The organism is Pseudoalteromonas sp. (genome assembly GCF_036960685.1).
Lineage (GTDB): Bacteria > Pseudomonadota > Gammaproteobacteria > Enterobacterales > Alteromonadaceae > Pseudoalteromonas.
Genome location: NZ_JBALXK010000002.1, coordinates 132,831 through 150,294 on the forward strand (window position 1 = coordinate 132,831; position 17,464 = coordinate 150,294).

Consider the following 17,464-nt stretch of genomic DNA (forward strand, 5'->3'; position numbering starts at 1 on the left):
GTTTTATAAGCAAGCTATTAAAATTGATAACTAACATCCAGACCATAGCGACGGCCTTCCCCTTTGAAGTCTTCTAGCATGCCAAGAAACGAGCTTAAATCAAATTTTAAATTACTGTACTCAGTGTCGAATAAGTTCTTGCCCCAAAATACAAAACTCAGATTATCCAATTGATAGCGAATGTTACCATTTACTAAACTATAACCGTCCTGCTTTGCATAGGGATTTTGATTTTGATCAAAATAATACTCTGACTGATAATCAACTAATAATTGTGTTGTTAAAGGGTTATCAAAAAGCGCTAAGCGATATTCAATACCGGCACTGACATTCCACTTTGAGGTAAATGGTAAGCGGTTGTCAGTTAAACTATTACCTAAGGGATCGACAAACTCTTCAAATTCCGCATGAGGAATATAACCCAAAGCTAAACGCATCGAAAAAGCATCCGTAGCTTGATAATCAACTTCTGTTTCAAGGCCATAAATCACTGAGTCACCGACATTTTCAAGAAGTTGCACAGGTGGTTTTTGCGGGGACTGTGAGGGCTGATTCATAAACACTTGCTGATCATTATAGTCGTAATAAAATGCGGCCCAATTAAACCGAATCCCCTGCTCTGGCCACCATGATTTAGTACCTACTTCATGCGCATTTAACCGCTCTTTGCCATAATCAGCTAATTCAGCTTGCTCAGGGGACGATAGAAAACCCCCATTATAGCCGCCACTTTTGGCGCCATTACTAAAGCGATAATAGCCGTGGGTTGTATCGCTTACCTGATAGTTCACTGCAAATTGACCAGAAAACCCGTTGTCGGACTGCTGCCCATGCACATCATAAAATGGCACTAATACGCCCGCTAAATCCGCGCTATCGACTACCACATTTAACTGTGCGACTGAGTCATAATCAAGTGACTCATAGGAATACCGTAAGCCAACACTGATTAACCAATCGGAATTAAGCTGATAATCTAACTGGCTAAAAGCAGCCATATTTTGCGTATCAATTTTATTATCGTAAAAGAAAGTAGCAGTGAGATCTGGGGCGAGGATCCCCCTAAAATCGCGGAGAATATCATTAATATTATTTTGCTTAATTGACTCATCCGCGAAGTACAGGCCACTGGTTAAAGTATGTTCATCCCATTGTGTTTGTAGGCGAAGCTCTTGACTAAATAAGTGAGTATCAAGCCCTAAATTCCCTTCACATAATCGTGCTGGCGAGCCATCACAATTAAATGCATGGGTACGCTCTAATTGGTTATAACTACTAATCGCAACGACTTCATTGCGCTCATTGAGTTGCCAATTAATATGCGCGCTTAGTCCTTTGCCGTCAGTTTTATGAGGTGAATCATTATTGACCTTAACGGTATAAAAATCGTCACTGGCATCATTAAAGCCAAAGTTATCGAAACAATTTGTTGAACCCGCCTCGCTTGGGCTGCATAGCTCGCCTGTTAAAGGGTTAGCAACTACACCAATATTTCCTACTGGCTGAACAATTCCCTGCCAATCTTCTATATGGCCTTGTAACAATAATTGTACACCATCAAACTCACTCAATAGTGATAACCGGGCATTCGTTTGCTCCATACCCGCAGTCGGTGACTGACTAAATGCGTTGTGTGTTGAGTAATCATAATCTTGATGATTTATAGCAATACGAAATGCTGTATTATCAGTTAATTGATTGTTATACATAGCATCAATGTTAAATGCATTATTATTTGCTATACCCGCAGTTAGATAACCAGTCTCGGTAAATTCAGGGCGCTTAGTTCGAATTAAGATAGCCCCACCAGTCGCATTGCGACCAAATAAAGTACCTTGCGGACCTCGTAAAATATCAACTTGTTCAATATCAAAAAAGTTTACGATTTGATTGCTTGCAGAGCCTACTGAAACATCATCAATATAAATGGCCACCGGAGAGGTATTAGCAGTATTATAATCAACAAGACCAACACCACGGATATTAACTGCAGGCGGCGTGCCTTCTGCTGCATTTTGGCTAATTTTTAAATTAGGCGCAAATATCGACAGTTCTGTTGAATCTTTGTAATGTTGATTTTTTAGGGTATGCCCTTTCACCTGACTAATTGCAATACTAACATCTTCAATTGCTTGCGCCCGCTTTTGGGCATACACCTCAATCACTTCAAGGCTACTTTTGGCGACAGCCAATTCGTCATTTTGTGCTTGCACAGCAGCAGACAAAACCAGACTCGATGAGCACAGCATCACTATACTATTTGAAAAAGCTGAAATGTGGCTTTTCATAAAACAATAAACCTTTATACCGAATATATGTAAACATACTGTAATTATTTGTGATTATAGACTAATTTATTGATTAAAGTCGCCTAAATACCTAATTCTGAGAGTTGTTTTATCGCGATTGAAATGCATCCTCACCACTGATCTGCACCGGATAACCACACAGTGTTCGTGCTGTTTGCATGCCAGCCATAACGGCAGCTTCTACACAGCCCGCATTAACGCCTGTTTTTATCCAATCCCCGGTGATCAATAAATTACTAAACACAGTACCATCCGTTGCTAAACGGTATTGACTTGAGCCTGTAACTGACAACACATAGCGTTCACTTGGATCAACATTCACTCGCCAATACTGTTGTTCTAACCGCGCTTGCTCAGTTGCATTGCTGGCATATAAAACCGACCAGTCAAAATCATTATTGTTATAAGCTGATGGCCATAGCGGCTGTAAATTTGTGGTTATCAATTGGCTTAAATTCGCTTTCACTTGTGCTTTAGCCCGAGCCGGGAAGCTATGATCATTTTGCGGCGGATATACTTGACAGGGAAATGCGCTACAAAAATAAGCTATATTTTGTGGCGTATCATTTACAGGCCATTGCTCTTTCTCAACTAAATTTTTCATTGCAGCCCAGGTATCAAATGGTTCACTAAAACCACTCAAAATAGGCCCTTCTTCACTTGCTGGCATATATTGCCAACCTAATTGCTGATCTGTTTTAGTTAACCAAAGCTGGCTGGCCTGAGTGGCAACTGACAGTACATTTTTTGCTTGTGCAGCAAAGTTTGCGTCTATTGCTAATAATTGCGGGCAAACATGTTCTAATGATGCAACTGAAACCCCCAGGATCAACCGATCAAAATCCTCCTTAAACTGCAGTGTTTTAGTGGGGAGTGAAGCGCCAAAATGCGTTTCGTAACACCCTGGCCAATCACTCCAAAATGATTCTAAATTTATATTATATTGCTGTAATAATTCAGCTTGTGCTGAATCTATTTGTTGAAAAAGCGGCTCGCTTGGCCAACAGGGTAAATTTTTCACATTCACTAAGGGTTGATATTCTTCAGGGGTATTCAAGCTCACCTGTTGCTGTAATAACACGGTATCAACGCAGTGCTTGCCATTGTTATCAACGCCTGGAGTGAGCTGCTGCAATTGGTGAAAAAACTCAAACTTCACCCCTCTTTGCTTTAACAGTTCATACAGCGGTGCAAAAATGACATCGCCCATTCCCGCCTGCATTTTCCACATTACGCCGCCGCGATAACACAATGCGATTCTAAGCATCGCAAGTGCAGCAACTCCCGCTTCAACATTCGGTTTATTAAAATCCCCTTGCGGATAGGCAAAAACTAAATCATAAAAGCCTCTTACAGGGGCTGAATCAACGCTGTATTGTTCATTTGCGCCGTTTTTTAATAACCACTGGCGAAAGTCATACTTGTTAATTACGGCAAAACCATCGCGGTAGACTTTATCTTTAATAAGGCCAATTAGCATAGCTATTGCCAGATCAGCGCAAATATAAATGCGTCTAAGCGTCGCATTATCATCCAATAACTCGGTGACTTCTTGACTTAGCCAACGCTTTAATTTTCTAACGATATACCAAATAACTAAGCTGTCTTTTTTTTCTGATAAATGCGGTTGTAATGTGGTGTTGCTTTGCACAAAATTATTGAGCTTATCGACCAGTAAACTGGGTGTAGAGGTAATTTCATGATTTAGATTTTCTATATCACCCGTAAAGGTTTGCCATGCAGTGCTGCTATCTGTAACCAGTGTGTGAATTTGCTGGTGAAAATGCTGTAATAAATACTTGTCACGCGGTTTTTTTGTAACTAATTGCGTGCTTTTAGCACGCGCAGTGGCCGCTAACTCAAATTGCGGGATCCACTCTTTTAACCACGCAAGGGTCATTTTTACAAAATCCCAGACGGTAATATCTAGACTGCCGTTTGCGGGGTTACCCGCTAGAACTGGAAAGTTTATTGGCCAAGTTTGCCACTGCTCATCAATATTCTCTTGCAAGGCGATAAAACTATGGGGTTTTAATGCTTGCTGCCAAGTACTGAGCGCACTCGTAGCTGGGCGCTGTAATTTATCATAAACGGTCTCAATAGTTTTAAAACTATTTACATAGGCGCCAAACCACACATGTAAACCATGCTCTTCAATGCGTTGTCCCATTGCTCCATTACGGCCACTGGCGCCTTTTCCTCCTAAACGCCAGCCCTGCTGATAAACCGTAATTTTCCGTTGCTGCTGCCAATTAGCTTGCTCTGTAAGGTATAACGCCGCGGTCATTGCTGCTACGCCACCACCAATAATGGCTATTTTTTCTTGTTCCATGTTGATGCCTTTACATTGGGAGCAGTTGTGTTGCTTGCAGTTGATCAAAATCCATTTTGATATAAAACGGCAAATACACAGCTTGCGATCCTAGCTGTAAACCAAACATTTGCGCTAAAGGGAAGCTATCTACTTGCTGCAAATGTAACTGATAATCACCACTGAGAAGCTTGAACTGATGAATTTTCTTTATTTCTGAAGGGGAATGTAATACAGCTTGATAAACAGCATTATTTCCTTGGCCATCTGGAAATTGTTTGAATAATATTTGGTCCATCTGTGGATTTACAAAGCCATGCAGTAACTGCTTTAGCAATGCCAAATCAATACCAAGATGCTCGCCATCGAATAAATTTGCAACCTGTTCTCCAAAATTTTCGAAGGCAGATAATATGCCATCATTTTGCACTGTTGCAGTGTTCATCACAGTAAATAATTGCTGTGATTGTAATTTTGACGTTGGTGAAAAATGTTTAAAACAATCGAGTGATACGGAGAAATCTGTGAGCATCTCAACTGAGCTGGGCATTTGGTAATCACATAAATATTTGTTATATCCCCACGTTTCTCGCCCGTTTATTAACGCATAAATATTATTTACACAAATAAACGCCGGGTACCAATATAGGTGGGTAATATCTTCATCATTCCCTTGCTTTTCAACCTGTGCAACCGGCAACCAAATAATTATATCGGTTTCTTGCATCCAACCCTGCTCACTAAAAGGGGCAGTTAATGAGGCTATTTTTTCTATATCCGTGAACGTCAGCAATGCGTATTCACCAATCCCTTTAAAATACCGCTCATCTGTGGCAACAAGATTCAGTGTCGAATCAATATAATTTTGAACTTTGAGCTGATCAATTTTTGCAAAAAAACCATACATATTTGCATTGCTCATGCGACAAGGCGGTTTAGCTACAGGGTTAGATAAAAAGTGACTATAAAGCGGGTGTTGTGATGCCATAATTTATAATTATTTTATAAGCTTAAAAAGTAATTATAGTCGTGTTTTATTACAAGGTAGAAAATTCAGCGGATAATTGACTATTTTTTTCTGCTATTAGATATTTGCTATATTGCTGATAAGCAACACTATCGAAACAGTTTGATAAGGGATTCATAAAGCCATGACCGTGATCGACTAATTGACATGTCACGTTGGCTTGCTCAGCTAGACTAGTTGCAATAGCTAATACATCAAAGTGCCCTTCTTGTTTTGCAAAAATAAATTCACATTTCACATTTGCAACTAAATCTAGATGGTGACGAACTTGATTCGGATAAAAAGCAACTAATTTTTTTAGGTGAGGATTTTTTACAGCTGCTTGACTTCGCCACGCAGCAGCTCCACCGGCACTAAAGCCAATTAACGTGGTCGGCTTTGCAACACGGGAGAGGATAATATTAAGCTTTTTAAGATAATGATCATGCCCGCATTTAGCCATAAAGGCATTGTATTGTTGTTGCTCATCTTTTACAGCCTGCAATTGACCCTGATAAGGATCCACCACAATACTCGTGCCGTGCAATTGTCGTGCGAAGTGGGTTAAATGCGCAGTTCTACCAAAAATATCACTCACGATTATATATTGCATAATTACTTCTTATTATTTGTGGGTTAAGGCGAGTAATGCAGTAACATACCTACTCTCGACACTTTACCTAAATAAAATACAATAGTTAAAACCACATGACTAGCAATAAATTTAAAAATAACGCTTGCTTAAATAAAAGCGCTGGGGTAAAGTCGCCTCTTGGTCCTAAAAAAGCCTCGCGGTTAACCTCTTTACCCTGATCCAGTAAGCCCCGCAAAACGTATATTATAGAGCTAAGTTATTGTACGGCGAGAACCCCAATTCAGACTACGGCATATTTTTTTAATAGTCGCATAAATGTCATAAAGATCGTCAACACTGTAATGAAGCTAAACACAACACGGTCTATCTAATTGTGCTTTGAAAGCTAATAAAGAAATTAGCGCACATTAAAGATAACAAGAAAAAAGTGAGTTTTATTATGTCTTATAGTTACAACGGATCTATGATCCAAATCGCACATCCAGTGCAATCAATTTCAGTAAATAAACAACGTGTTATTTTTTCTGATACGCAAGGTTTAAAAAATGCCTTGTTCACTAAAGCAAGTGACGCACGTCAATTTGTTAAATGGTTAAAAGCCAACTAAGCAATCGTGTTTTACATTATTGCAATTAAATGACGCCAGCAAATGCTGGCGTTTTGCTTTTTATGCCCCCCTTTAAATAACAACTGCTACACTTAATCATATTATTCATTTATCTGTGGTTGAATTAATGCAGTCTGCTTTTGTTGTTACGTTTTCATTGCTGTTACTTGGCGCTCCCGTACATGCTAAAACAATCAACTGGGTCGTCGCTGACTTTGCCCCTTACTATATTTTTAACGATCAATATGCAGGCACCGGTCGTGATGAAAGTGTGATTAGCTTACTTGAGCAACAACTTCCTGCTTATACATTCAAGCGTACTATTTTACCATCGAGTCGAACCATTCAAGAGCTTACAAACCCAAATTACACCTACTGCATGTTGTCTCTTTACCAAAGCCCACACCGTAAGCAACACATCTACTTTAGCGAGCAAACGTCTACGGTTGGCCTATCACCTTCTGTTGCAATTCATAAAGAACTTGCGCAGCGGCTCAAGCTTGATATTAATAAGCCCGTATCATTACAAGCCCTACTTAGTAAATATCAACTCGCTTTGGGTATTTCTATGAGCCGCTCATACGGAGATGCAATTGATTCGGTCATTAATAATAGTGCCGATGCGTCGATTATTATTCGCCCCGGGCGAGATACCTTAGCTAGCTTAACCTACATGCTAAAGAAAAAACGTATTGATATTTTATTAGGCTACCCAAGTGAGCATTATTATTTAGCAAAATCGATGGGCTTTGATGATGAATTAATGCAATTGCCGCTAACAGAAGCCCCTGAGCTTAGTTATGGCTATATTGGATGCACTAATAATGAGCAAGGTATTGAACAGGTAAATGTATTAAATGCTGCGCTGGAGCAGGTAAAACAACAACCCGCCTATAGGGAGGTGCTGTTGCGTTGGCTACCCGATAATCTAAAACCCTTACTTGAACAACGCCTACAAATAAACAAAAACGCCTCAACTAAGTGAGGCGTTTTAGATATGCTATTGTTTATAAAGTGTATTACTTACGAACACCTTCAATATATAAACCAATATCGACATGTGTTGATGCTGGGCCTAAGTTGTAATCAATACCAAAGTCAGCCAATTTTAAGCTAGTTTCGCCTTCAAAACCAACACGGTAACCACCCCATGGATCTTTACCTTCACCAATTTTATCAATTTCAAAGGTAATTGTTTTTGTAACGCCATGTAGAGTAAATTCACCTGTCACGTCAGCTTCATCGCCATCTTCATCAAATTTGATTGATGTGCTTTTAAATGTAGCTTTATGGAATTTATCAACATTTAAAAAGTCACCACCACGTAAATGCTTATCACGCTCAGCATGGTTTGAATCGATACTTTTAGTATCAATGTTTACCATGATTTGTGACGCATTCGGGTTGGCTGAATCATAACTAAAGCTACCATCAAAGGTATTAAAACGGCCATGTAACCAGCTGTAACCTAAATGCTTAATTTTAAAATTTACAAATGCGTGGGCACCTTGAGTGTCAATAACGTAGTCCGCAGCATGTACAGCCGTAGTACCAAGCATTGCTGTAGCAACGGCAGCTGATAAAAGTAATTTTTTCATTTATAAATCATCCTTTTGTGGTTTGATCATTCTAATTAAGGTTTTATCTTTATCGATAAAATGATGTTTTAACGCCCCAAGTGCATGTAATACCACAAGTCCTATTAAGCTACACGCCACATAGTAGTGAATTTTACCTGCAATATCTGCTTGATTAGCTACTGAAAAATCAATTGCGGGAATACTAAACAACGTAAACACCTCAATCGAACGACCATCAGCAGTAGAAATCAAATACCCTGAAATCACTATGATACAAAGCAACACATATAAAAATAGATGTGCTGTATGTGCCACTTTATTTAACACCGGACTACTGTTTGATAAAGGTTCCGGTTGTGTACCTAATGCACGCCAAGCAAAGCGAAATATTAATAACGCCACCAGCGTAATTCCGACACTTTTGTGCAAATCTAAAGAACCTTTATACCAACTATCATAGTATGTGAGTTCAACCATGTATAAACCAAGGCCAAACAAACCAATTACCATTGCAGCCATTAACCAATGTAATGCAATTGCAACAATACCATACGAAGATTTTGTGTTTTTAAACATGTTTACTGACTCCGCTATCCAATAACAACAGCATAGCCCTTCCCCAGATAAAAGAAAATAGCGATAAACAAACAAGTTGTGTGCGTATATGCACAGGAGGAAGCAAATATTCAAATTCGAGCTATTTACGAAATATGAAATGAAAAAAATAGTTAATCGAGAGTGACTGGCTCACCCTCTATTCATTATGACTCTAATTAAAGTAAGGCTATACAGACTCTTTTAAAAAATCTAAATAGATTTTTTCATCTAAGCCGATACGAGGGCAAGTTAAGCCTTTATCACGCACTGTTGAGCTAGTGAGTTTATTATCGCTAATAAAAATAGCTTGTGATTGTAACGTACATTCATCTTCAGCTTTTACTGACCATCTAGATAACTCATCTATAGACGCCGGTGCCCCTGCAATAATATAAACCCTTACATCTTCATACAGAAAAAAGTTATGACCTTTATTATCTGCTTTTACCAAAGAACAAGGAGCTGCTAATTGAAGCTTAATACTTTGTTTACCTTTACTAACTATGCACTTTTCAGAGTCTAATTTTACATCAGCCTTAACACATGCAACCAACATAAACGAAGTTAATAAACTTAATAGCCGTATTTTTAAACCAATATTTCCCAAAACCATACTTGATCTCCCAAATTAAGCCAATCTGCATCACCACCTTTTAAATATTCCCCATCCCATAAGTCAATGTGATCGGTACTGCCCCAACCGTTCATAATAAAAATAATTCCTTTTCTACCCTTTAATACAGACAAAGCACCTCCTTTAATTACTTCTTTAGTGCCAAATGAAGAGCTTCTTGGAGAAGAAATCCAATTGGCTAACTCTTGTGCAGCAAGAATATGTTTTGGGCTATGTTTCAAATCAGGGTAACATCGTCGCTGTGGGTACATCGTATCAAAAGATGAAGTATCGACACCTGCTTTTTCCAATGCTACTCCCATACGGATTGCACAATGATTTTTAAACAGACTTTTATCGCATGGGTGGTTTGGGTAAGGATCGGCATTTTATCCTCGCATAAATATACTCCATAAACAAGTGGAGCTTTATAGACTCACCACATTATAGAGGCTGATGGAAATCACTTTAATTATTTTCAACTAAACCTATGTATATCTGCGTTGTGAGTTCAACTTGCAAACACGTGATCAGGTTTTCTTTAATCAGTTCTAGCATGGCGATGAAACTGACCACAACACCACTGCGCCCTTCTTCTAAGGTGAAAAGCTCGCTAAACGCTAATTGTGTGCCCGCACTGGAGAGTTTCGCTAAAATCAGGCTCATGCGCTCGCGGGTTGACAGTGCTTCAGCAGTTATTTGATGATGCTCAAAAGTTTTAGCCCGCGCCATTACATCACTAAGTGCATATAATAAGTCTTTCAAATCAACATCGGGGAGTAATAGTGCTTGTTTATCTTGCTCTGGCACTAGAGCCTCGGCAAGGTATATATCGCGGCCAACTCGGGGCACTTCATCAAGATTTTCCGCCGCTTTTTTAAATTGTTCGTATTCTTGTAACCGACGAATTAATTCTGCTCGCGGGTCTTCTTCCTCCTCAAGCTCTTCGTGTTTCGGTAATAACAAACGCGACTTTATTTGTGCTAGTAACGCCGCCATCACTAGATATTCACCCGCGAGCTCTAACTGAAACTCAGTCATCATTTCAACATAGCGAACATATTGTTCAGTAATACTAAAAATAGACAGTTCTAAAATATCGAGCTTATGCTTTTTAATTAAATAAAGTAATAAATCAAGTGGCCCTTCAAAGGTTTCTAAAATAACCTCTAGAGCATCCGGTGGAATATATAAATCTTCAGGTGTATCAATAACTTCTTTGCCATGCAAAAAAGCCAGCGGCAGCTTTTGCTGCGCTGGCTGTTGAGTTACGTTATCAGTGGGTAACTGCGTCATCGCACGATGCTACTCAAACAATACTATTCAAACGGTGCTGTATCGCCACAGCCAACCCGCAGTACTTCAACTGTATCTTCTGATAAATCAATCACTGTGGTTGCTTGCTCTGCTAAGTAACCGCCATGGATAATTAAATCAACAAGCGGCCCTATGCGGTCGCGAATTTCATCAGGGTCCGACTCTGTAAATTGTTCACCAGGTAATATAAGTGAACAGGACATTAGAGGCTCGCCCAATTCAGCTAAAATTGCGCAGGTGATCGGGTGTTCAATAACGCGGATACCAATGGTTTTCTTTTTATCGTTTAATAATCGTTTAGGGACTTCTTTAGTGCCTTTAAAAATAAACGTATATGGCCCTGGTGTATTGTTTTTAATAAGCCTAAATAATTGATTATCTACCCGTGCATACGTCGATAACTCAGATAAATCGCGACATACCAAGGTAAAGTTATGGTGTTTTTCAATGCCACGAATACGTTCAATACGCTCTTTCGCTTGTTTATTACCTAAGTTACAACCTATTGCATACCCAGAATCAGTTGGGTATACCACCACGCCACCTTGCTTAATAATATCCACGGCTTGTTTAATTAATCGTGGTTGTGGATTATCCGGATGAATATGAAAAAAATCACTCATGTACGTCTCCTGTCTGCCCTTCCCAAGATTGCCAAACGCCTTGGCAATCTTTTGGCAAATATAAGTTTTTTCCTAATTCTAGCCAACTAGTAGGAAAATGAAAATCAGATCCTTGCGAACACAGTAAATTGTACTCGCGGCTTAATTCGCCTAAAAACTGTCGCTCAGATGGTGCTTGTTGTGGCTGAGCAACTTCCATTGCGTCCCCTCCCGCACTCTTAAACTGAGTCAATAATTTACGTAGCCACTTATTCGACATTTGATAACGTCCAGGATGCGCGACAACAGCAACGCCTCCTGCGGCATGAATAGCTGCGATTGCCGTTTGCATATCACACCAATCACTTGGCACATAACCTGTTTTAGCGCGTCCTAGGTACTTTTTAAACACCCCAGGTATAGTTGTTGCTACACCGCGAGCAATTAAAGCGCGGGCATAATGTGCACGGGTAATTTGCGCGTCTTCGGCAAGCGCCTGCGCTTGTTGATAAATGCCATCGAAACCATTTTTCTCTAATCGACGGCCAATTTCGATTGCTCTATCAGCGCGCTTTTGTTGCTGTATCGTCAATAAGTTAGTTAACGTTGGCTCATCAATATCTACGTTTAATGCCACAATGTGGATCTCAAAACTTTCCCACTTGGTGGAAATTTCAACCCCGTTGATCAATTTAAGTGGTAGCGCTTGGCTTTGTATATAAGCCTGTGCTGGCTTTATCGCTGCTGTGGTATCGTGGTCAGTGATCGCAAACACATCGATATTTTTTTCAACTGCACGCAACAATAATTGCTCAACAGTGAGTTGCCCATCAGAATGCGTTGTGTGGCTATGTAAATCGTATTTTATCAAAAGAGAAGACTGCTCATATTAAATGTGCGAAAGTTGTTATTAAGTATAACAAAATTTTTTAATAAATTGTTTTAAATAAATACTTGACACTAATACTGTTGATACGGTTTACTGTAGCCACTTAATACACATAAAGAACAAAAACAATGATCAATTCAATCCAAAACACAATCTGGTGGTGGCACTCTTAATTTAAGGGTGGTGAATTGTCGTGTCTAACACATTCTAAACCCGCTTATTGCGGGTTTTTTTATATTTAAATTTTAGGGTAACAAACATGAATAACGTAGCAACTTTTACACATCATTGGTGGTGGCGCCTGGTATAGCGGGACGGTAATGGTCTATCTTAATTTTATTTAAGTATCGTTATTCAAACCCCGCACAGCATAGCTTGCGGGGTTTATTTTTTTGAGGGAATGAGGTTTGATTTTTAGTCATATAACAACAACGCCAGGTGAAGTTACCAGTATCACCGAAGTGCGAGAATATATTCACAGCCCATTAGCATTATATGGGTTACTTGATAAAGACAATTCACTGTTATTAGAGTCAGCTGAAATTGACTCTAAAGACAGTGTGAAAAGTTTAATTCTGGTCGATTGTGCATTAAAAATTATCTGTACAGGTAAAACTGTCACAGTGACAGCACAATCTAACAATGGCCAACAATTACTCCCCTACTTAAAAACTAAACTTGATAATTGCCGTACGCAATTAGACGGGCAAACCTTAAGCATTGAATACCAAGGCACTGACAGCAATATTGACGAAGCGTCAAAACTCATCGCCGATAACGCCTTTAGTGCGCTGCGCAGTTGTATCAATAACATAAGCAGTACCACCGAAAATCCGTTTTCGTTATTTTTAGGTGGCGTATTTGCTTATGACATGGTGGCTAATTTTGAGCAGTTAAGCGAAGTGCCTGATGGTGAAAACAGTTGCCCTGATTATGTATTTTACCTAGCTGAAACCTTAGTTGTGATTGATCACCAAGCCAAAACCACAGAATTGATTGGCAATGTATTTAATGGCCCAGATGTTCATGCCAATTGCTTTGAAGTAGGTAAAAAACTTGAGCGCTTAAATGCATTATGCGATCAAGCAGATAGCTTTAGTGCACAGTTAAGCATAGGCAGCAGCGAAGTAAGCGTTGATATTAGTGATGCCGACTATTGCCAGCAGGTAAACACATTAAAAAAACACATTGTTGATGGTGATATTTTTCAGGTCGTGCCATCACGGACATTTTCTTTAGCGTGTGCTGATCCGCTGCATGCTTACAGCCAACTCAAAAAACAAAATCCAAGCCCATATATGTTTTATATGCGTGATAGCGAATTTGCCTTGTTTGGCGCCTCACCAGAATCTGCATTAAAGTTTTGTGCGCAAACTCAACAAGTCGAAGTGTATCCAATTGCGGGCACCCGTGCCCGCGGCAAATTTGCCAATGGCCAAATCAATCCCGACTTAGACAGCCGTATTGAACTTGAATTACGGAACGATCAAAAAGAGCGAGCTGAGCACTTAATGTTAGTTGATTTAGCCCGCAATGATGTGGCACGCATTAGCGTACCCGGTACTCGTCACGCCAAAGAGTTATTAAAAGTAGATCGTTATTCACAAGTAATGCATTTAGTGTCACGAGTTGTTGGCACATTAAAACCAGAGCTAGATGCCCTGCACGCTTACCAAGCTTGCATGAATATGGGCACCTTAGTGGGCGCTCCAAAAGTGAGCGCCGCAGAACTGGTTCGTCAAACCGAAGGTAAACGCCGCGGCAGTTATGGGGGAGCTGTTGGCTACTTAACCGGTGATGGCGCTATGGATAGCTGTATTGTTATTCGCTCAGCCTTTGTTAAAAACAATGTTGCCTACGTGCAGGCCGGTGCTGGTGTCGTGTATGACTCAGATCCACAATCTGAAGCAAACGAGACCCGCGCTAAAGCGCAAGCGGTGATCACAGCGATTCAATCGACTTATCAAGGACACTAACATGAGCCAATTAATCAATAAGCTAACTGATGTAAAAATCTACTTTTTAGATAATTTTGATTCATTTAGTTATAACTTAGTCGATGAACTTTCTATGTTGGGCAGCGATTTAGTGGTATATCGTAACAACATAGATGCGCAGGTAATTTTTGATAAAATGTGCAGCGAGACTAAACCGGTTATTTTAGTCCTTTCACCAGGCCCTGGTACGCCTACTGCCGCAGGTTGTTTAATGGCCTTAATAGAGTTATGTAAAGGCCGTTTCCCGATGCTAGGGATATGTTTAGGTCAACAAGCGCTGACACAAAGTTATGGCGGTGTTATCGGTCATGCTGGCGAAACTGTCCATGGTAAATCATCCATTATTGAGCTGGGTGAACACCCTGTTTTTACCGGAATGGGAAAACGTATGCCAGTGGCCCGCTATCATTCGTTAATGGCCACTAAAGTACCCGCGAGTGTAGCCGTAATAGCTCATTATGAAACAATTCCGATGGCAATTTATCACCATGATGATAAAGCGCTTGGGTATCAATTTCATCCTGAGTCTATTTTGACGCCAAATGGCGCCGCGCTACTTCAACAAAGTATGCAATTTTTAGCCAATGCACAGCAATAGAGGATCGTATGTCAGTAAACCAACAATCAGCCAATGAGGTGAGCATTGGCGCAATGATTGATGTGTTATTAACGCAATCATCATTAAGCTTTAGTCAAAGCCAGCAATTATTTGATGCCATCATGCAGGGCAATATAAACGACATTGAATTGACCGCCATTTTAGTGGCACTAAAAATCAAAGGTGAAGTCAGTGATGAAATTGCTGGCGCCGCAGCATCAATGCGCGCCAACGCCGTACCATTTACCACCACGGCCACTAATTTAGCTGATAGCTGCGGCACCGGTGGTGATGGTTCAAACACTATAAATATTAGTACCACTGCAGCAATCGTTGCTGCAGCCTGCGGTATTAATATGGTCAAACATGGTAATCGCAGTGTATCAAGTAACTCAGGCTCTGCCGATTTACTCAAAGCGCTGGGCATAAATATCGATATGGCACCTGTACAAGCGGTTGCCTGTTTAGAGCAAACAGGTTTTACTTTTTTGTTTGCGCCCCATTACCACAGCGGTGTACGCCACGCGATGGGAGTGCGTACCACTTTAAAAACCCGCACTATCTTTAATATATTAGGCCCATTAGCAAACCCTGCCGCGCCCGACGTACAACTACTCGGAGTGTATGACGAAAGCTTATGCCTGCCAATGGCACAAACCTTAAAAACACTTGGCACACCGCGCGCTATGGTCGTGCATGGCTCGGGGACCGATGAAATCGCCTTGCATGGTAAAACCACAGTTGCAGAGCTCAATAATGGTGAAATCACTCAATACACATTGGCCCCTGCGGATTTTGGTCTTGCAAACTATTCACTTGAACAATTAGCCGGTGAAGGTCCAGAATATAACGCGAAGGCAAGTCGTGCGGTTTTAGCAGGTAACGGCACAGATGCCCACAATGCAGCCATCATTGTAAATGTTGCCGCGTTACTTTATTTAACCAATAAAGCAGATGATTTTAAAAGCGCCGCTGTGCACGTTAAAACCGTATTACAAACTGGCCGCGCATTAAGCACACTGAACGCCATAGTTGAGCAAAGTAATAAAGCAGTAGTAAATTCAGAGGTAACTAATGGCTAATGTATTAGACAAAATAGTCGCAGACAAAAAAATAGAGCTCGAAGCGCGTAAAGCCAAACGCCCGCTTGAAAGCTTTAAACATCAAGCAGTACCTACTAATCGTGATTTTTATCAAGCGCTTGCAGCGCCTGGTACGCAATTTATTTTGGAATGCAAAAAGGCCTCACCGTCAAAGGGTCTTATTCGTGAGCCGTTTGATTTAGCTGAGATCACCGGCGTGTATAAAAACTACGCCAGTTGTATCAGTGTGCTAACCGATGAAAAATATTTTCAGGGCAGTTTTGATTATTTAGAATTTGTTCGCAGCCAAGTTGAGCAACCATTGATCTGTAAAGACTTCTTTATTGATGAATACCAAATTTATATGGCGCGTATTTATGGTGGTGATGCCATTTTATTAATGCTGTCAGTGCTTGATGACGAGCAGTATCAACAACTTGCAGCTGTAGCGCAGAGCTTAAATATGGCTATTCTGACTGAGGTAAGCAATGAGCAAGAAGTGCATCGTGCGCTTGCCCTAAGTGCACAGATCATCGGTATTAATAACCGTGATTTACGTGATTTAAGTACCAATTTAGCGACCACCGAACAGCTACGCAAACTTATCCCTGACGATAAAGTGGTTATTTCCGAATCCGGTATTTACACCCATCAAGATGTGAAACGCCTGGCTCCTTTGTGCAATGGCTTTTTGATCGGCAGTTCGCTGATGGCTGAGCGTGATTTAGAGCGCGCTTGTCGTAGTGTGATCTTAGGGGAAAACAAAGTCTGTGGTTTAACCCGCAGTGAAGATGCCATAAATGCTTATAACAGTGGTGCAGTATTTGGTGGGCTCATTTTTGCACCTAAATCCCCCCGTTATGTTGACTTAGATTGCGCTTTACAAATTACCCAAAGTGCCCCACTTGCTTTTGTTGGTGTATTTGTCAATGCCAGCATTGAAGATGTTGTAGAGCACGCGCAGAGCTTAAAGCTTGCGGCGGTACAATTACATGGTCAAGAAGACCAAGCCTATATTAACCAATTGCGTCCTTTGCTGCCAAGCAGCTGTCAAATTTGGAAAGCGCAAGCTGTTAAAGACAGTTTACCTACACCGCTTGCTGGAGTTGATCGCCATCTATACGACACTCATAGTGATACACAAGCAGGTGGCACAGGGAAAACCTTTGATTGGTCAATTTTAGAAGATGCCAACAGTAAGTTTATGCTTGCTGGTGGCTTAAATGCAGACAACATTCACGGTGCGTTATATCAAGGTGCGCTTGGCCTCGACCTAAACTCTGGGGTTGAACAAAGTGCCGGTAAAAAATGCCAAAACAAATTAAATGATGCGTTTATCAGCATCCGTAAATATTGAGGTT

17 protein-coding genes are annotated in these 17,464 nt (G+C 40.5%); 6 read left to right on the top strand and 11 right to left on the bottom strand.

What is annotated here, in order from left to right:
* Positions 1-17: 17 nt before the first annotated feature.
* From V7783_RS02725 to V7783_RS02740, 4 genes are all read right to left on the bottom strand, one after another.
* Complete coding sequence (locus V7783_RS02725) at positions 18-2,288, bottom strand: TonB-dependent receptor (RefSeq protein WP_335677430.1); 2,271 nt, start codon at positions 2,286-2,288, stop codon at positions 18-20.
* Positions 2,289-2,397: 109 nt separating this feature from the next.
* Positions 2,398-4,641: an NAD(P)-binding protein gene (locus tag V7783_RS02730; RefSeq protein ID WP_335677431.1), complete on the bottom strand. Its 2,244-nt coding sequence runs from the start codon at positions 4,639-4,641 to the stop codon at positions 2,398-2,400.
* 10 nt (positions 4,642-4,651) lie between these two features.
* Positions 4,652-5,608 carry an acetoacetate decarboxylase gene (locus V7783_RS02735; protein ID WP_335677432.1) on the bottom strand — a complete coding sequence of 319 codons (957 nt, stop codon included), beginning with the start codon at positions 5,606-5,608 and terminating at the stop codon, positions 4,652-4,654.
* Between the two features lie 49 nt (positions 5,609-5,657).
* Complete coding sequence (locus V7783_RS02740) at positions 5,658-6,239, bottom strand: dienelactone hydrolase family protein (protein WP_335677433.1); 582 nt, start codon at positions 6,237-6,239, stop codon at positions 5,658-5,660.
* A gap of 445 nt (positions 6,240-6,684) precedes the next feature.
* On the opposite strand from V7783_RS02740, the gene V7783_RS02745 reads away from it, so the two are divergent.
* The gene (locus tag V7783_RS02745; RefSeq protein WP_167542961.1) at positions 6,685-6,828 is read left to right on the top strand and encodes a hypothetical protein; all 144 of its coding nucleotides are present in this window, start codon (positions 6,685-6,687) and stop codon (positions 6,826-6,828) included.
* Between the two features lie 127 nt (positions 6,829-6,955).
* Entirely contained in the window at positions 6,956-7,813 is an 858-nt protein-coding gene (locus V7783_RS02750; RefSeq protein WP_335677434.1) for a TIGR02285 family protein, read from the top strand.
* Between the two features lie 34 nt (positions 7,814-7,847).
* Here V7783_RS02750 and V7783_RS02755 read toward each other — a convergent pair whose 3' ends face one another.
* From V7783_RS02755 to rnm, 7 genes are all read right to left on the bottom strand, one after another.
* Positions 7,848-8,426 carry a YceI family protein gene (locus V7783_RS02755; protein ID WP_335677435.1) on the bottom strand — a complete coding sequence of 193 codons (579 nt, stop codon included), beginning with the start codon at positions 8,424-8,426 and terminating at the stop codon, positions 7,848-7,850.
* Positions 8,427-8,984, bottom strand: a complete 558-nt coding sequence (locus tag V7783_RS02760; RefSeq protein WP_192540717.1) for a cytochrome b — start codon at positions 8,982-8,984, stop codon at positions 8,427-8,429.
* 208 nt (positions 8,985-9,192) lie between these two features.
* A complete protein-coding gene (locus V7783_RS02765) occupies positions 9,193-9,618 on the bottom strand; it encodes a hypothetical protein (RefSeq protein ID WP_301562163.1) in 426 nt (141 codons plus the stop codon).
* The gene (locus V7783_RS02770) at positions 9,594-9,929 is read right to left on the bottom strand and encodes a T6SS effector amidase Tae4 family protein (protein ID WP_335677436.1); all 336 of its coding nucleotides are present in this window, start codon (positions 9,927-9,929) and stop codon (positions 9,594-9,596) included. Before V7783_RS02770 ends, V7783_RS02765 begins: the two co-directional genes overlap by 25 nt.
* Positions 9,930-10,086: 157 nt before the next feature.
* Positions 10,087-10,914 carry a segregation and condensation protein A gene (locus tag V7783_RS02775; RefSeq protein WP_335677437.1) on the bottom strand — a complete coding sequence of 276 codons (828 nt, stop codon included), beginning with the start codon at positions 10,912-10,914 and terminating at the stop codon, positions 10,087-10,089.
* A gap of 23 nt (positions 10,915-10,937) precedes the next feature.
* Positions 10,938-11,558: an L-threonylcarbamoyladenylate synthase gene (locus tag V7783_RS02780; protein ID WP_064666086.1), complete on the bottom strand. Its 621-nt coding sequence runs from the start codon at positions 11,556-11,558 to the stop codon at positions 10,938-10,940.
* On the bottom strand, positions 11,551-12,408 hold the full coding sequence (gene rnm, locus V7783_RS02785; protein WP_283710796.1) for an RNase RNM: 858 nt from the start codon (positions 12,406-12,408) through the stop codon (positions 11,551-11,553). The genes V7783_RS02780 and rnm overlap by 8 nt, the downstream gene beginning before the upstream one ends.
* 425 nt (positions 12,409-12,833) lie before the next feature.
* Between rnm and V7783_RS02790 the strand changes: the two genes are divergently transcribed.
* From V7783_RS02790 to trpCF, 4 genes are read left to right on the top strand one after another with little or no spacing between them, the layout of a single operon-like run.
* Positions 12,834-14,402, top strand: coding sequence for an anthranilate synthase component 1 (locus tag V7783_RS02790; protein ID WP_335677438.1), 1,569 nt, complete (start codon positions 12,834-12,836; stop codon positions 14,400-14,402).
* A 1-nt stretch (position 14,403) separates the two neighbouring features.
* Positions 14,404-15,021, top strand: coding sequence for an aminodeoxychorismate/anthranilate synthase component II (locus tag V7783_RS02795; protein ID WP_442961339.1), 618 nt, complete (start codon positions 14,404-14,406; stop codon positions 15,019-15,021).
* Positions 15,022-15,074: 53 nt separating this feature from the next.
* Positions 15,075-16,103, top strand: a complete 1,029-nt coding sequence (trpD, locus tag V7783_RS02800) for an anthranilate phosphoribosyltransferase (protein WP_335677586.1) — start codon at positions 15,075-15,077, stop codon at positions 16,101-16,103.
* Entirely contained in the window at positions 16,096-17,460 is a 1,365-nt protein-coding gene (trpCF, locus tag V7783_RS02805) for a bifunctional indole-3-glycerol-phosphate synthase TrpC/phosphoribosylanthranilate isomerase TrpF (protein WP_335677439.1), read from the top strand. The genes trpD and trpCF overlap by 8 nt, the downstream gene beginning before the upstream one ends.
* Positions 17,461-17,464: the final 4 nt, after the last annotated feature.

What these genes read in the sequence shown, in the direction of transcription:
- V7783_RS02765 (WP_301562163.1), bottom strand. Translation starts at nt 9,618, where the DNA reads ATGGTTTTGGGAAATATTGGTTTAAAAATACGGCTATTAAGTTTATTA.
- V7783_RS02750 (WP_335677434.1), top strand. Translation starts at nt 6,956, where the DNA reads ATGCAGTCTGCTTTTGTTGTTACGTTTTCATTGCTGTTACTTGGCGCT.
- V7783_RS02780 (WP_064666086.1), bottom strand. Translation starts at nt 11,558, where the DNA reads ATGAGTGATTTTTTTCATATTCATCCGGATAATCCACAACCACGATTA.
- V7783_RS02775 (WP_335677437.1), bottom strand. Translation starts at nt 10,914, where the DNA reads ATGACGCAGTTACCCACTGATAACGTAACTCAACAGCCAGCGCAGCAA.
- trpCF (WP_335677439.1), top strand. Translation starts at nt 16,096, where the DNA reads ATGGCTAATGTATTAGACAAAATAGTCGCAGACAAAAAAATAGAGCTC.
- V7783_RS02755 (WP_335677435.1), bottom strand. Translation starts at nt 8,426, where the DNA reads ATGAAAAAATTACTTTTATCAGCTGCCGTTGCTACAGCAATGCTTGGT.
- V7783_RS02760 (WP_192540717.1), bottom strand. Translation starts at nt 8,984, where the DNA reads ATGTTTAAAAACACAAAATCTTCGTATGGTATTGTTGCAATTGCATTA.
- trpD (WP_335677586.1), top strand. Translation starts at nt 15,075, where the DNA reads ATGATTGATGTGTTATTAACGCAATCATCATTAAGCTTTAGTCAAAGC.
- V7783_RS02735 (WP_335677432.1), bottom strand. Translation starts at nt 5,608, where the DNA reads ATGGCATCACAACACCCGCTTTATAGTCACTTTTTATCTAACCCTGTA.
- V7783_RS02725 (WP_335677430.1), bottom strand. Translation starts at nt 2,288, where the DNA reads ATGAAAAGCCACATTTCAGCTTTTTCAAATAGTATAGTGATGCTGTGC.
- V7783_RS02745 (WP_167542961.1), top strand. Translation starts at nt 6,685, where the DNA reads ATGATCCAAATCGCACATCCAGTGCAATCAATTTCAGTAAATAAACAA.
- V7783_RS02730 (WP_335677431.1), bottom strand. Translation starts at nt 4,641, where the DNA reads ATGGAACAAGAAAAAATAGCCATTATTGGTGGTGGCGTAGCAGCAATG.
- V7783_RS02795 (WP_442961339.1), top strand. Translation starts at nt 14,404, where the DNA reads ATGAGCCAATTAATCAATAAGCTAACTGATGTAAAAATCTACTTTTTA.
- V7783_RS02740 (WP_335677433.1), bottom strand. Translation starts at nt 6,239, where the DNA reads ATGCAATATATAATCGTGAGTGATATTTTTGGTAGAACTGCGCATTTA.